Source organism: Paraburkholderia sp. J69-1, from assembly GCF_905220255.1.
GTDB lineage: Bacteria > Pseudomonadota > Gammaproteobacteria > Burkholderiales > Burkholderiaceae > Paraburkholderia.
Genome location: NZ_CAJMZG010000001.1, coordinates 234,655 through 248,393, shown reverse-complemented (window position 1 = coordinate 248,393; position 13,739 = coordinate 234,655). Strand labels below are relative to the sequence as shown.

The 13,739-nt window shown below is 65.7% G+C and carries 10 protein-coding genes and 1 pseudogene; 7 read left to right on the top strand and 4 right to left on the bottom strand.

What is annotated here, in order from left to right:
• Positions 1–14: 14 nt before the first annotated feature.
• Positions 15–1,076 carry a phosphoribosylformylglycinamidine cyclo-ligase gene (purM, locus tag U5A67_RS01195; protein ID WP_321815989.1) on the bottom strand — a complete coding sequence of 354 codons (1,062 nt, stop codon included), beginning with the start codon at positions 1,074–1,076 and terminating at the stop codon, positions 15–17.
• A gap of 239 nt (positions 1,077–1,315) precedes the next feature.
• Between purM and U5A67_RS01190 the strand changes: the two genes are divergently transcribed.
• From U5A67_RS01190 to panB, 7 genes and pseudogenes are all read left to right on the top strand, one after another.
• Positions 1,316–2,395 carry an AI-2E family transporter gene (locus U5A67_RS01190; protein WP_205981358.1) on the top strand — a complete coding sequence of 360 codons (1,080 nt, stop codon included), beginning with the start codon at positions 1,316–1,318 and terminating at the stop codon, positions 2,393–2,395.
• Positions 2,396–2,454: 59 nt separating this feature from the next.
• Positions 2,455–3,147, top strand: a pseudogene (hda, locus tag U5A67_RS01185) (DnaA regulatory inactivator Hda); the annotation flags it as partial.
• Positions 3,148–3,848: 701 nt separating this feature from the next.
• Positions 3,849–4,535, top strand: coding sequence for an HAD family hydrolase (locus tag U5A67_RS01180; protein WP_205981359.1), 687 nt, complete (start codon positions 3,849–3,851; stop codon positions 4,533–4,535).
• Positions 4,532–6,154, top strand: coding sequence for a polynucleotide adenylyltransferase PcnB (gene pcnB, locus U5A67_RS01175; RefSeq protein ID WP_205981360.1), 1,623 nt, complete (start codon positions 4,532–4,534; stop codon positions 6,152–6,154). The genes U5A67_RS01180 and pcnB overlap by 4 nt, the downstream gene beginning before the upstream one ends.
• A 72-nt stretch (positions 6,155–6,226) precedes the next feature.
• On the top strand, positions 6,227–6,814 hold the full coding sequence (gene folK, locus U5A67_RS01170; protein WP_205981361.1) for a 2-amino-4-hydroxy-6-hydroxymethyldihydropteridine diphosphokinase: 588 nt from the start codon (positions 6,227–6,229) through the stop codon (positions 6,812–6,814).
• Complete coding sequence (locus U5A67_RS01165; RefSeq protein ID WP_205981362.1) at positions 6,811–7,491, top strand: deoxynucleoside kinase; 681 nt, start codon at positions 6,811–6,813, stop codon at positions 7,489–7,491. The genes folK and U5A67_RS01165 overlap by 4 nt, the downstream gene beginning before the upstream one ends.
• Positions 7,492–7,564: 73 nt before the next feature.
• A complete protein-coding gene (gene panB, locus U5A67_RS01160) occupies positions 7,565–8,380 on the top strand; it encodes a 3-methyl-2-oxobutanoate hydroxymethyltransferase (RefSeq protein ID WP_205981363.1) in 816 nt (271 codons plus the stop codon).
• A gap of 52 nt (positions 8,381–8,432) precedes the next feature.
• On the opposite strand, the gene U5A67_RS01155 is transcribed toward panB, so the two are convergent.
• The 3 genes from U5A67_RS01155 to dnaJ all read right to left on the bottom strand — a co-directional run bounded on the left by U5A67_RS01155 (position 8,433) and on the right by dnaJ (position 13,518).
• Positions 8,433–10,238: a tetratricopeptide repeat protein gene (locus tag U5A67_RS01155; RefSeq protein ID WP_321815988.1), complete on the bottom strand. Its 1,806-nt coding sequence runs from the start codon at positions 10,236–10,238 to the stop codon at positions 8,433–8,435.
• Between the two features lie 160 nt (positions 10,239–10,398).
• A complete protein-coding gene (pabB, locus tag U5A67_RS01150; RefSeq protein WP_321815987.1) occupies positions 10,399–12,333 on the bottom strand; it encodes an aminodeoxychorismate synthase component I in 1,935 nt (644 codons plus the stop codon).
• 51 nt (positions 12,334–12,384) lie between these two features.
• Entirely contained in the window at positions 12,385–13,518 is a 1,134-nt protein-coding gene (gene dnaJ / locus U5A67_RS01145; protein ID WP_205981366.1) for a molecular chaperone DnaJ, read from the bottom strand.
• Positions 13,519–13,739: the final 221 nt, after the last annotated feature.

Below are 13,739 nucleotides of genomic sequence, written 5' to 3'. Positions count from 1 at the left end.
CAGACGGGGTCGCCTCAGACCACCACGGTCTGCGCTTCGCCTTCGCGGCTTTCGCGCACGAAGCCGATCTTCCAGACCTGCTCGCCCGCTGCTGCCAGCTGTGCAGCGGCTGCGTCGGCCTGATCGGCTGCCACGACCACGGCCATGCCGATGCCGCAGTTGAACACGCGATGCATTTCCGCATCGGCGACACCGCCTTCCTTCTGCAGCCACGAGAAGAGCGGCGGCAGCGGCCATGCGGCGTGATCGAGCTCAGCCGTGAGGCCGTCGCGCAGCACGCGCGGAATGTTTTCGACCAGACCGCCGCCGGTGATGTGCGCCATGCCCTTCACGGTGATGGTTTCCATCAGCTTGAGCAGCGGCTTCACGTAGATGCGCGTGGGCGCCATCAGCGCGTCGCCCAGCGAGCGGCCGTCGAAGTCGGCGTTCAGGTCCGGGTTCGCGCGCTCGATGATCTTGCGCACCAGCGAGAAACCGTTCGAGTGGATGCCGCTCGAAGCCAGCCCCAGCACCACGTCGCCCGGGGTGATGGTGCTGCCGTCGATGATCTTGCTCTTTTCGACCGCGCCAACCGCGAAACCGGCCAGATCGTATTCGCCGTCCGGGTACATGCCCGGCATTTCGGCCGTTTCACCGCCGATCAGCGCGCAGCCAGACAGTTCGCAACCTTGCGCGATGCCCTGCACGACCGTGGCCGCCGTATCGACGTCCAGCTTGCCGCAGGCGAAGTAGTCGAGGAAGAACAGCGGCTCGGCGCCCTGCACGAGGATGTCGTTGACGCTCATCGCGACGAGATCCTGGCCGACCGTGTCGTGTTTGTTCAGATGAAACGCGAGGCGCAGCTTGGTGCCCACGCCGTCGGTGCCCGAAACCAGCACCGGTTCCTTGTAACGCTTCGGCACTTCGAACAGCGCGCCGAATCCGCCGATGCCGCCCATCACGCCTTCGCGCAGGGTCTTCTTCGCAAACGGCTTGATGCGGTCGACGAGCGCGTCGCCCGCGACCATGTCGACGCCAGCGTCGGCGTAGGAGAGGCCTTGTTCCTGATTAGCGGGGCCGGATTTCGGTTGATTCATGGGGAAGCGCCAGAAGGTCGGTAAAATGCGATTTTAACCGATTGACGGCGCCCCGCCCCCGCGCCCAGGGTGAGTATTTTGGGACGAGGGTAAGACGCGCGGCACGAGTGCGGCAAAAGCAGCCGCGCTGCGGCGCGCCAGAACGGGCAGGAGACAAGGCGAAACACCGGCAAAAAAATGTCCGGCTACGACTTCGCCAGCCCGCACACCAACCGGAAAACTACGCGGAAAACCACGTTTTGTCGCAGAACACACCGATTTTCACGCCGTACCAGCGTCAGGCCTTTATCTGGGCTGCGCTCGCGCTCGCCTTCGGCATCGTGCTGTGGCTGCTGCGCCCGGTGCTCACGCCCTTCCTGCTCGGCGGCCTGCTGGCTTACGTGCTGCAGCCTGGCGTGGCCTGGCTGGTGCGCCGGCGCGTGCCGCGCGGTCTCGCCGCGCTCACCATGATGCTGTTTTTCGCGCTGGTCGTGACGATGCTGGTCGTGCTGCTGCTCGCCGTGATCCAGAAGGAAGGGCCGCAGCTCAAGCAGCAGGTGCCCGCGATGATCACGCATCTGCACGACTGGCTCACGCCCAAGCTCGCGTTTCTCGGCGTAAGCGACGACATGCTCGATTTCCAGAGCCTGCGCGACATGATCACGAGCCGCGTCGAAGGCAGCGCGCAGACCATCGCGCTCTACGCGTGGACCTCGATCCGCACCAGCAGCAACGTGGCGCTCGAAGTGGTCTCGAACGCCGTGCTGGTGCCGCTCGTGCTGTTCTATCTGCTGTACGACTGGAACGCGATGCTCGCGCGCGTGCAGACCTTCATCCCGCGCCGCTGGTTCGCGCGCACCATGGAACTGGCGGGCGAAATGGATCGCATGCTCGCGCAATATCTGCGCGGCCAGTTGCTGGTGATGGCGATTCTCGCGGCCTTCTACGCGATCACGCTGTCGATTGCGGGCTTCGAAGTGGCGTTGCCGGTGGGCGTATTCACGGGCCTCGCGGTGCTGATTCCGTATCTCGGATACGCGACGGGCCTCGTGCTCGCGCTCGTTGCCGCACTTTTGCAATTCGGTAGCTGGTATGGTTTTGGCGCAGTCGCCTTGATCTACGGCGTGGGCCAGGTCCTCGAAGGCTTTTTCCTTACGCCGCGGCTGGTGGGCGAACGTATCGGCCTGCATCCGCTGGCGGTGATTTTCGCCTTGCTCGCCTTCGGGCAATTGTTCGGTTTCTTCGGCGTGCTGCTCGCGCTGCCGGCCAGCGCGATCCTGTCGATCGCCCTGCGCGAACTGCGCCGCAGCTATCTCGCCAGCGCGCTCTACCGTAACTGAGCCGCAAGCACACACGACGAGCAGACACAGAGAGACCCGGGACTTCGGCCACACATACCGTGCAGCGACAGCTAACGCTCGATCTCGGCACTCCGCCGCCATCGACCTTCGACAACTTCCACACCGGCGCCAACGCGGAGCTGGTCGCGCGCCTGCGCGGGCTCGATGCCGCGCTCGCCGCGGGCGTCGATCCGAAGGCCGACCGCACGTTCTACGTCTGGGGCGAGCCGGGTAACGGCCGCTCGCATCTGCTGCGCTCGCTGGCCTATGAAGCGCCGCCGGGCCATGTGCGCTATCTCGGGCCGCAAAGCGGTCTCGCCGCCTTCACCTTCGATGCGCGCGTGACGATCTACGCCGTGGACGACTGCGACTCGCTCACGGGCGCGCAGCAGATCGCCCTCTTCAACCTCTTCAACGAAGTGCGCTCGAACCCCGGCACGGCGCTGGTCGCCACCGGCAATGCGCCGCCGATGGGGCTCGCGGTGCGCGAAGATCTGCGCACGCGTCTGGGCTGGGGGCTGGTGTTCCATCTCGCGCCGCTCTCGGATGCGGGCAAGGCCGCCGTGCTCAAGCAGGCGGCGCGCGAGCGCGGCATCAATCTCGCCGACGATGTGCCTGCCTATCTGCTCACGCACTTCCGCCGCGACATGCCGAGCCTGATGCGCCTGCTCGACGCGCTCGACCGCTTCTCGCTGGAGCAAAAGCGCGCGGTGACGCTGCCGCTGTTGCGCACGATGCTGGCAAGCGGCGAAGGTCCGCTGAGCCCCGCGGCGCTCGCGGGCAACGACAGCGTCGCGCTGGCGACGCAGGCCGAGGTGGACGCCGCGCTCGATCTCGCCGATCCCGCCGATCCCGCAGCGGAACTGGACGATGCAGCAGAAGCGTCCGCCCGCGCCCCGGCCGGCGTCGAACTCGAACTGTTCCCGCCCCAGGAAGGGCTGGAACACGCATCGTCCGATCCCGACTACGAAGCGCCCAAACCGCCGGCCCAGCAGGCGCGCGAGTCGCTCGAAGCGCTCGGCGAAAAGCCGTTCCAGCCGCCCACCGATAACGTCGATGGCGAACTGGGGGTCAAATTCCGCGACGTCGTGCATCGTGAACTGGGCACCGACCTGCAAGGCGAAGTCAACGCCGATGTCAGCAACGAAATGAGCGGCGAACTGAACGGCGATCTCGATCCGCCCGCAGCGGAAGATCAAGCCGATCAACCGTCCGCCGCTAATCCGCACGGCCCGAACCCGCCGTCCGCCGCCGCCGCACCCGATGCCACACCCGCTGGCGAATCCAGCGAATCCGCCGATTCCAGCGACCCAGGCACGCGCGCCGCGCCCGCGCAGGCCTCGCCCAGCGCCGCCGACGGCCAGACCGACACCTCAACCGATCAGCAGCCCGCCGCGCCGGCCCAAGCCGGTACGGGCAACGGCTTCACCCGCTTCAAGTAAAATGAGCGCCCATGGCTAATCTCGCACTTTTCGATCTCGATCACACGCTGATCCCCACCGACAGCGACCACGAATGGGGCCGCTTCATGGTGAAGCTCGGTCTCGTGGACGCCGAGCGCTTCACCGAGCAGAACGACTTCTTCTACGGCCAGTACAAGGCCGGCACGCTCGATATCAACGCGTACCTCGTCGCCGCCCTCACGCCGCTCGCGAAGCATACGCGCGCGGAACTCAAGGCCTGGCACGACCAGTACATGCACGAAGTCATCAAACCGGCCATCCTGCCGGTGGCGATCGAACTCGTGCGCGAGCACAAGGACGCCGGCGACCTCGTCTGCATGGTCACCGCGACGAACGAATTCGTCACGGCGCCCATCGGCGAAGCCTTTGGCGTGGACAAGCTGATCGCGTGCGAAGTCGAAACCGTGGACGGACACCCCGCCTCGGCATTCACCGGCCGCCCGACGGGCACGCCGAGCTTCCGCGAAGGCAAGATCACCCGCGTCGAAGCCTGGCTTGCCTCGATGGGCAAGAGCTGGGCCGATTTCGAGCGCAGCTACTTCTACAGCGACTCGCACAACGACATCCCGTTGCTCGAGAAAGTCACCGACCCGATCGCGACCAACCCCGACGACACCCTGCGCGCCCACGCGCAAAAAGCAGGCTGGCGCATCCTCGATTTGTTCCAGGCATCGTGATCAAGAAATTCATCCGCAAGCTGTTCGGCCAGGACGACGCCGCCCTCGAAGGCCAACAGGGCGAACACGGCGACCATGCCGACGACACCCGCGCCGCCTCGCATGACGGCGACACCGCCGTCGGCACCGCCACCCGCACGCGTCGCAAGACCGTCACGGTCAAGAAGGAAACGAAGCCGCGCGCCGGTAAGGCCGCGCGCGATCCGGCCGCGCCCGTGATCCTGTCGTCCGACGTGCATGGCATCAACCCGTCGCTGATTTCGCGTAACGCCGTGCGCGTGACCGAAGGTCTGCAACAGGCGGGCTTCCGCGCGTTCATCGTCGGCGGCGCGGTGCGCGACCTGCTGCTGGGCGTCGCGCCCAAGGACTTCGACGTCGCCACCGACGCCACGCCCGAACAGGTGCAGAAGCTGTTCCGCCGCGCGCGCATCATCGGCCGCCGCTTCCAGATCGTGCACGTGCAGTTCGGCCAGGAAATCATCGAAGTCTCGACCTTCCGCGCGCTGGTGGATGCACCGCCTGCTGCGGCACCGGCCGCGCCGCAAAAGCGGATGCGCCGCGACGAACTCGACCGCAAGACCCATCACGTCGACGCCAGCGGCCGCGTGCTGCGCGACAACGTCTGGGGCGAGCAGCACGAAGACGCCACGCGCCGCGACTTCACGATCAACGCGATGTACTACGATCCGGCCTCGCAAACGGTGCTGGACTACCACAACGGCATGGCCGACATGCGCGCGCGTCTGCTGCGCATGATCGGCGACCCGGCTACGCGTTATCGCGAAGACCCGGTGCGCATGATGCGTGTGGTGCGTTTCGCGGCCAAGCTCGGCTTCGAGATCGAAGATCACACGCGCGCGCCAATCAAGGAAATGGCCGATCTCATCAACAACGTGCCGGCGGCGCGTCTGTTCGACGAGATGCTCAAGCTGCTGCTTTCGGGCCACGCGCTCGAATGCCTGAAGTGGCTGCGCAAGGAAGGCCTGCATCACGGCCTGCTGCCGCTGCTCGACGTGGTGCTGGAGCAGCCGCAAGGCGAGCGCTTCATCACGCTCGCGCTGTCGAACACCGACGCGCGCGTGCGCGCAGGCAAGCCGGTTTCGCCGGGCTTCCTGTTCGCCACGCTGCTCTGGCACGACGTCCAGCAACGTCTGCAGCAATACACGGCCGAGGGCGAATTCCCGGTGCCGGCGCTGCATCGCGCGATGGACGACGTGATCGACGTGCAGACCGAAAAGCTGGCGATCCATCGCCGCTTCTCGTCGGATATGCGCGAGATCTGGGGCCTGCAACTGCGCCTCGAAAAACGCGGCCGCAGCGCGATCAAGCTGCTGGAACACCCGCGCTTCAGAGCGGGGTATGATTTCCTCCTGCTGCGCTGCGAGTCGGGCGAGCTCGAGATGGAAACCGGTCAATGGTGGACCGACTTCATCAGCGGCGATCCGGCCGCGCGTGAAACGCTGCTCAACGCTGGTGGCAGCCGTGAACGTTCGCCGCGCAAGCGCCGCCGTCGTGGTGGCGCGAAGGGCCGCAAAACGGGCGAAGCCGGGACCGGCGCCGAAGGCACGGAAACGGATTCGGCGCACCACCATGACGACGACGGCCCGTACGAGGACTGACGCCATGCCGGCGCAGCACCGTGCGGGCGCCGCAGCAGCGCCTTTGCAACGATAGCCGCAGGAAGTGAAGCCATGACGGTTGCCTGGCTGGGAATTGGCGCAAATCTGGGGGATGCGCGCCAGACCCTCAAAGACGCGGTGGTGTGTCTCGCGCAACAGCACACCATCACCGTGGTCGCCAAATCGAGTCTGTACCGCACCGCGCCGATCGACGCGGGCGGCGACGACTATTTCAATTGCGTCGTGAAGCTCGAAACGTGCCTCACGGCGCACGATCTGCTCGCCCTGTGCCAGCGCATCGAGCATCATTTCGGCCGCGAACGCCCCTTTCGCAACGCGCCGCGCACGCTCGACATCGACATCCTGCTGTTCGGCGATGCCATGATCGACGAAGCCGATCTGATCGTGCCGCATCCGCGCATGACGGCTCGCGCCTTCGTGCTCGCGCCGCTCGCCGAAATCGACGATGCGCTCGTGATTCCCGGCCAGGGCGTGGTGAGCACGTTCCTGCCGGGCGTCGCCGATCAACGCATCGAGAAGCTGCGGCCGCTGTGCCAGTGCCTGGGCATCGCGCCCGAAGGCGCTGAAGCCGCCACGGCTGCTCATGCCGATAAAGACGCCAATAAAGACGCCGGCAAAAAATCCGGTACTTGCCGATGAGCACACCGCTGCCGATCGTCACCGCGCGCGCCATCCGGCCCGCGCTCGACTACATTGCGATCGAAGGGCCGATCGGCGCGGGCAAGACCGCGCTGGCCACGCGTCTGGCCGAACGCTGGCAGATGCAGACGCTGATCGAATCGCACATCGACAATCCCTTTCTCGAGCGCTTCTATCGCGATCCGTCGCGCCATGCGCTGGCCGCGCAGCTGGCGGTCGCGTTGCAGCGCGAGCGTCTGTCGCATGAAGTGAGCGCGCGCCGCACGTCCGGCGCGCCGCTCGTGACCAACTTCCTCGCCGAGCGCAACGACGTGTTCGCGCGTCTCACGCTGCCCGAGGAAGAACTGCCGCTCTACCACGCGCTCGCCGCGCGTCTGCCCGTGCAGGCGCCGCCGCCCGATCTCGTGGTGTATCTCCAGGCAAGCCCCGAAGCCCTGTTCGCGCGCATCCAGAAGCGCGCGGTGCCGGTGGAGCAGCACATCTCCGACGCCTTCCTGCGTGGGTTGTGCGACAGCTACAACGAATTTTTCTATCATTACGACCGCGCGCCGGTGCTGACGGTCGGCGTCGAGAATCTGAACCCGCTCGACTCCGACGAAGACCTTGCGCTGATCGCCGAACGTATCGAAACGATGCGCGGACGCAAGGAATCGTTCGTTAAGGGCACGTCGCTCTGAAACTCGTCAGACCGACGCCCGACCGGTTTCTCCATCCTTAACGGATCTCACAAGGATCACCCCAGGATTTCCCATGACTTACCTGCAGGAAACGAGCCGCAGCGCGATCACCGTGCCGAAGCTCCAGACCATGCGCGACGCGGGCGAAAAGATCGCCATGCTCACGTGCTACGACGCCAGCTTCTCCGCGCTGTGCGACCGCGCGGGCGTCGATACCGTGCTGATCGGCGACTCGCTCGGCAATGTGCTCCAGGGCCACACGACGACCCTGCCCGTCACGCTCGACGACATCGCCTATCACACGGCTTCGGTGGCGCGTGCGCAGACCAAGGCGCTGATCATCGCCGATCTGCCGTTCGGCACCTTCGGCACGCCGGAAGACGCCTTCGCCAGCTCGGTCAAGCTGATGCGCGCGGGCGCGCAGATGGTGAAGATCGAAGGCGGCGAATGGCTCGCGCCGACCGTGAAGATGCTGGTCGAGCGTGCGGTGCCGGTGTGCGCGCATATCGGCCTCACGCCGCAGTCGGTGCATGCGTTCGGCGGTTTCAAGGTGCAGGGCAAGACCGATGCGGCCGCGGCGCAGCTCGTGCGCGACGCCATCGCGCTGCAGGACGCGGGCGCGCAACTCGTGGTGATCGAGGCGGTGCCCTCGGCGCTGGGCGCGGAAGTCACGAAGCAGTTGCGCATTCCGACCATCGGCATTGGCGCGGGTCTGGATTGCTCGGGTCAGGTGCTGGTGCTGCACGACATGCTGGGCATTTTCCCCGGCAAGCGTCCGCGCTTCGTGAAGGATTTCATGGAAGGCCAGCCGAATATCGAAGCGGCCGTGCGCGCCTACGTGCAGGCGGTGAAGGAAGGCACGTTCCCCGGCCCTGAGCACGTGTTCTGAAGCACGCTCATTGAAGCATCGGGCACGCACCCCGCGGTCATCGCGACCGCATTCAGGGGTGCGCCGCCTCCTGTGCGCGTAGCTGCAACGCCTGCCTGACACGCTCGATCACCTCGCCCCACTCTGCCGGGCGGCGCTGGCGAAACAGCCGCGCAGAGGGATACCACGGCGAATCGTCGCGATCGGCGAGCCAGCGCCAGCAGCCGTCGAATCGCGACAGTATCCACACCGGACGATTCAGCGCACCCGCAAGGTGCGCCATCGACGTATCGACGGTAATCACGAGATCGAGACAGGCGACGATGGCGGCCGTATCGGCGAAATCCGTGACGCCGCCCATCGGGTCCACGGGACGCCAGTGCGCGTCGATCTCATCGAGTTGCGCCCGCGTTGCCGCGCCGAACTGCAAACTCACGAAACTCACGCCGGGCGTATCCAGCAACGGCTCGAACGCACGCGCATGGAGCGAGCGGCGCGCGTCCGTCGCCTGCAGATCGGGCAGATGGGGACGTGAATCGCCGGCCCAGACCAGTCCGACCTTGAAGCCCGACGACGGCAAACGAGCCTGCCATTGCGCGATCAACGGCGCGGGTGCGCGCAGATAAGGCACCGCGGCGGGAATCGTGGCCAGCGTGGTGCCGAAGCGCAGCGGCAAGCTCATCATGAGACACCAGAAGTCGTGCCGGGGTATCGCATCGATTGCGTCTGACTGCGCCCTGACGTCGATGCCCTCGATACCTTCGAACAGGCGCTTCAAAGGCGGCTGGCAAAGGACCGTGAGCCGCGCCGGCCCGTAAGCCTTCAACATCGGCAAATAGCGGATGAACTGCAGACTGTCGCCCAGCCCCTGTTCGCACAACACCAGAAGCGATTTGCCGCGTAACGGCTCGCCTTGCCATTGCGGCCATTGCGACGCCAGTGGCGGCAGATGGGCGGTTTCCTTGAAGACCGCGGTACGCGTTTCGAATCCGCGCCATCCTTCTTCGTAGCGGCCGTCCTTGAGCTCGATATGGCTGAGATTGAATTGCGCGCGCAGATTGCCGGGGTCGAGTTCGAGCGCGCGGCGCAATGCGGCTTCCGCCTCGTCGCGCCGTTCGGCGCGCAGCAGCATGGTGCCGTGGTTGACGTGCAGATCGGCGCATTGCGGATCGAGCGCCAGGCCGTGGGCGCAGGCTAACTCGGCTTCGTCGAAACGCGCCTGGCCAGTGAGCGTCGAAGCGAGGCCGGAATACAGCATTGCGGAGCCGGGCAGCAGTTCGATCGCACGGCGATAACACGCCTCGGCTTCACGATAGCGCTGGGCTTTCACCAGCAACCAGCCGAGATTCTGGTGCAGGCGAGCGTTGGCAGGTTCGATCGCGAGCGCGTGGCGCAGGCTGACCTGGGCTTCGTCGAACCAGCCGCGCTCGCCCATCAGAATGCCGAGATTCAGGTGCGCATCGACGTGGCGCGGGTCCAGTTCAATCGCCCGGCGCAGCGCGGCCTCCGCCGCTTCGACATAGCCTTGCCCCATCCATAGTGTGCCGAGTTTGTAGTACGAAGACGTGCAGCTCGAATCGAGTTCGATGGCCTGCAACCACGCCGCTTCGGCGGCGGCCAGATCGTTCTCGCTCGAGAGCACGCTGCCGAGATTGTCATGAAACAGGGCCGTGTCGCTGATCGCAATCGCCTTGCGGATCAGTGCGATCGCCTTGCCGTTGGCGCCTTGCGCATACTCGATCAACCCGAGCAGATGCCAGGCCTGCGCGTGATCCGGCTGGCTTTCCAGCACACGCAGATAACCGTCGCGCGCCTCGTCGAGACGGCCGGCCTCGTGAGCCTGCAGCGCTTGTTCAAAGGCATGTTCAAAGGCTTCCATCGTCCATCGCCTGATTTCGTGACCGGTGCTGCCAGCAGTATCGATTGCAGACGTTTGTCTGCGCCATCAATGCAGACGGGGCGGTAACGGAATCACCGTTGCCGCCCCGTCCACTCTAAACCGATTCTGCCTTCGTCTCGAAATCAGCGGTTCAAGCGCGCTACATCGCTCGCCGGACCAGGACTGCCGGCACCGCGCCACGCAGCGCATTCGTGAGCATCAGCGCTTCGGCTTCGAGCACCTCGTTGCGTGTGAGCACGCGTTCCTGCGCGCCGAAGGTTTCGTCGTCGAGCAGCACGCCGCGCATCACGCCCGGCAGCACGCCCGAGGCGAGCGGCGGCGTCCACCATTGACCGTCGATCTTCACGAACACGTTCGAGCGCCCGCCCTCGGTCAGCTCGCCGCGTTCGTTGAAGAACAGCATGTCGAAGCCGCCTTGAGCTTCGGCCTCGCGCCATGCGCGGTCGAAGTCGGCGCGGCGCGTGGATTTGCGCAGCAACAGCGCATCGGCCGATTCCACCGGCGCGAAGCCATGATCAGGCGCCAGCAGCACGCCAACGGTGTCGTGCGCCAAAGGCGCGAGCGGCGCATGCGTCAGCGCGATCTCGCCGCTTTTGGCGAGCGCGACCCGCACGCGATGCGGCGCATCGTCGTCCGTCCATTCGGCGCAGGCTTGCGCGAGGCGCGCGCGCAAGCCATCGACATCGCACGGAAAACCGAACCACGCCGCGCTCGACGCGAGACGCACCAGATGACGTTCGAGGTGACGCACGCCCTGCGCGCGCGTGGCGTACATCGTTTCGAACAGTTCGATGCCGGGATCGGCTTCGGTCAGGAAACGGGCTTTCAAACGCATCTCCTCGTATTCGTCGGCGGCCACGCTGTCGAGCACGATGCCCGCGCCCACGCCCATTTCGCCGCGGCGCAAACCTGCATTCGCCGCATTCGCCGCGTTCGCCACATTCGCGGCTTCGAGCGTCAGCGTGCGGATCACCACCGAGAGGCAAAAATCGCCGCACGCCTCGCCGTCGCGCGCCGCATCGAGCCAGCCGATCGTGCCCGTGTACAGCCCGCGCGGACCATGCTCGAGCGCGTCGATCAACTCCATCGTCCGATGCTTGGGCGCGCCCGTGATCGAACCGCAGGGGAACAGCGCGCGCATCGCTTCGGCGAACGTCGTGCCTTCGCGCAGCTTCGCTTCGACCGTCGAGGTCATCTGCCACACCGACGCATACGGCTCGACGCTGAACAGCGCCGGCACGCGCACCGAGCCCGTCTGCGCCACGCGCGACACATCGTTGCGCAGCAAATCGACGATCATCACGTTTTCGGCGCGATTCTTGGGATCGTTGGCGAGAAAGCGCGCAGCCGCTGCATCTTCGAGCGGATCGGCCGAGCGCGCGGCGGTGCCCTTCATCGGCCTGGCGCGCAGCGTTTCGCCCTGCTTCTCGACGAACAGCTCGGGCGAGCACGACAGCACCCAGCGATCGCCCGGCAGCGCGATGAGCGCGCCGTAACGAACGCGCTGACGCTCGCGCAAACGCCGATAAAGCGCCACCGGCGTGCCAAACGCCTCGAACTCGAGCCGGTAGGTGTAATTGACCTGATACGAATCGCCGATGCGCAGCGCGTCCTGCACCGCGCCGATATCGTGCTCGAAGCGCTCGCGATCGACGCCCATCGTCACGCCTGCGATACCGGCGGGCTGCGGCGTCTCGCTGCTTTCCTGCGCGGCGAGCCAGGCATCGGCTTGATCGCGCGAGAGTTTTTCGCAGCGTTCGAACAATAAAAAACGCAGCGCGGCGTGGCCGTGCTGCGTTCCGGTCGTTTCAACAGAGGGGGTTGCCCGCGTCAGGGCGGTGCGCTGCTTGTCGAACACGAGCGCGCGCCCGAAGTCGTAGTCGCCGAGCACGAGGCTGTGCAGCCCCGCGTCCTGCGCCGCACGCACCTGCGCGCACACCGCGTCGAGATCCGCCGGGCGTTCGCACGCAAGTTCGCGCGCGAACCCCGTATACAGACGGCTCGAACGGCTTGCGGCCGTCGAGTCGCCATCGTCGAGCAGCGCGAATACCGCGCCGCCTGAGTTACCTGCCATTGTGTGACTACCTGTACTGCCTGCGGTCCCGCAAAGCCGGGAAACCGCGCATCAATCGAAGAAGCTCTTCACGCGATCGAACCAGCTCTTGCTCTGCGGGCTGTGACGCGAACCGCCTTCCACGAGCGACTTCTCGAACTGCTGGAGCAGTTCGCGCTGGTGGTCGGTGAGCTTGACCGGCGTTTCCACCTGCACGTGCACGTAGAGATCGCCGGCAATGCTCGAACGCAGGCCCTTGATGCCCTTGCCGCGCAGACGGAACGTCTTGCCCGATTGCGTGCCTTCCGGGACCGGGAACGTCGCGCGACCGGCCAGCGTCGGCACTTCGATCTCGCCGCCCAGCGCTGCCGTGGAGAACGGAATCGGCATCTGGCAATGCAGATCGTCGCCGTCGCGCTCGAAGACCGCGTGCTGCTTGATGTGGATTTCGACGTACAGATCGCCCGACGGACCGCCGTTGATACCCGGCTCGCCGTTGCCGGCCGAACGGATACGCATGCCGTCGTCGATACCGGCCGGAATCTTCACTTCCAGCGTCTTGGTTTCCTTTACCTTGCCCGCGCCGTGGCAGGCCGTGCAGGGCTCAGGAATGTACGAACCGGTGCCGTGGCACTTCGGGCAGGTCTGCTGGATGCTGAAGAAGCCCTGCGACATGCGCACCGAACCCGAACCGTGACAGGTCGGGCAGGTTTCCGGCTTGGTGCCGGGCTTCGCGCCCGAACCGTGACAGACTTCGCAGCCGCTCCAGCCCGGCACGCGGATCTGCGTTTCGTAGCCGTGTGCTGCCTGCTCCAGCGTGATTTCCATGCTGTAGCGCAGGTCTGCGCCGCGATACACCTGCGGGCCGCTGCGCTGGCCGCCGCGACCGCCGGCCGCCTGACCGAAGATATCGCCGAAGATGTCGCCGAAAGCGTCCGCGAAACCGCCGAAGCCCTGCGCGCCCGCGCCGCCCATATTGGGATCGACGCCCGCGTGGCCGTACTGGTCATAGGCGCCGCGCTTTTGCGAGTCCGACAGCATTTCATAGGCCTCTTTGACCTCCTTGAAATGCTCTTCCGCATCCTTGTTGTCCGGATTGCGGTCGGGGTGGTACTTCATCGCCAGCTTGCGATACGCCTTCTTGATTTCGTCGTCGCTCGCGTTCTTCGCGACGCCCAGAACCTCGTAGTAATCCCGTTTCGCCATATCGGTTCAACGCCGGCCGCACGCTGCGCGCACGCCGGCTCCTCTTGAATGCTGGATCTCGTGACCCGTTAGCCGCTCTTTTTGAACCCCGCGCACGCGTTTTTCACGCGCATGCGGCCCCTGAAAAAGAACGGCCTCCATAAAACAAATGTGCCCGGAGAGCCGTAAAGGCCCGCCAGGCGCTGCAATGCAGTGCGCATCGTAACCGATGCGGCCGCTGC

What these genes read in the sequence shown, in the direction of transcription:
- purM (WP_321815989.1), bottom strand. Translation starts at nt 1,076, where the DNA reads ATGAATCAACCGAAATCCGGCCCCGCTAATCAGGAACAAGGCCTCTCC.
- U5A67_RS01180 (WP_205981359.1), top strand. Translation starts at nt 3,849, where the DNA reads ATGGCTAATCTCGCACTTTTCGATCTCGATCACACGCTGATCCCCACC.
- folK (WP_205981361.1), top strand. Translation starts at nt 6,227, where the DNA reads ATGACGGTTGCCTGGCTGGGAATTGGCGCAAATCTGGGGGATGCGCGC.
- U5A67_RS01165 (WP_205981362.1), top strand. Translation starts at nt 6,811, where the DNA reads ATGAGCACACCGCTGCCGATCGTCACCGCGCGCGCCATCCGGCCCGCG.
- panB (WP_205981363.1), top strand. Translation starts at nt 7,565, where the DNA reads ATGACTTACCTGCAGGAAACGAGCCGCAGCGCGATCACCGTGCCGAAG.
- U5A67_RS01155 (WP_321815988.1), bottom strand. Translation starts at nt 10,238, where the DNA reads ATGGAAGCCTTTGAACATGCCTTTGAACAAGCGCTGCAGGCTCACGAG.
- pabB (WP_321815987.1), bottom strand. Translation starts at nt 12,333, where the DNA reads ATGGCAGGTAACTCAGGCGGCGCGGTATTCGCGCTGCTCGACGATGGC.
- dnaJ (WP_205981366.1), bottom strand. Translation starts at nt 13,518, where the DNA reads ATGGCGAAACGGGATTACTACGAGGTTCTGGGCGTCGCGAAGAACGCG.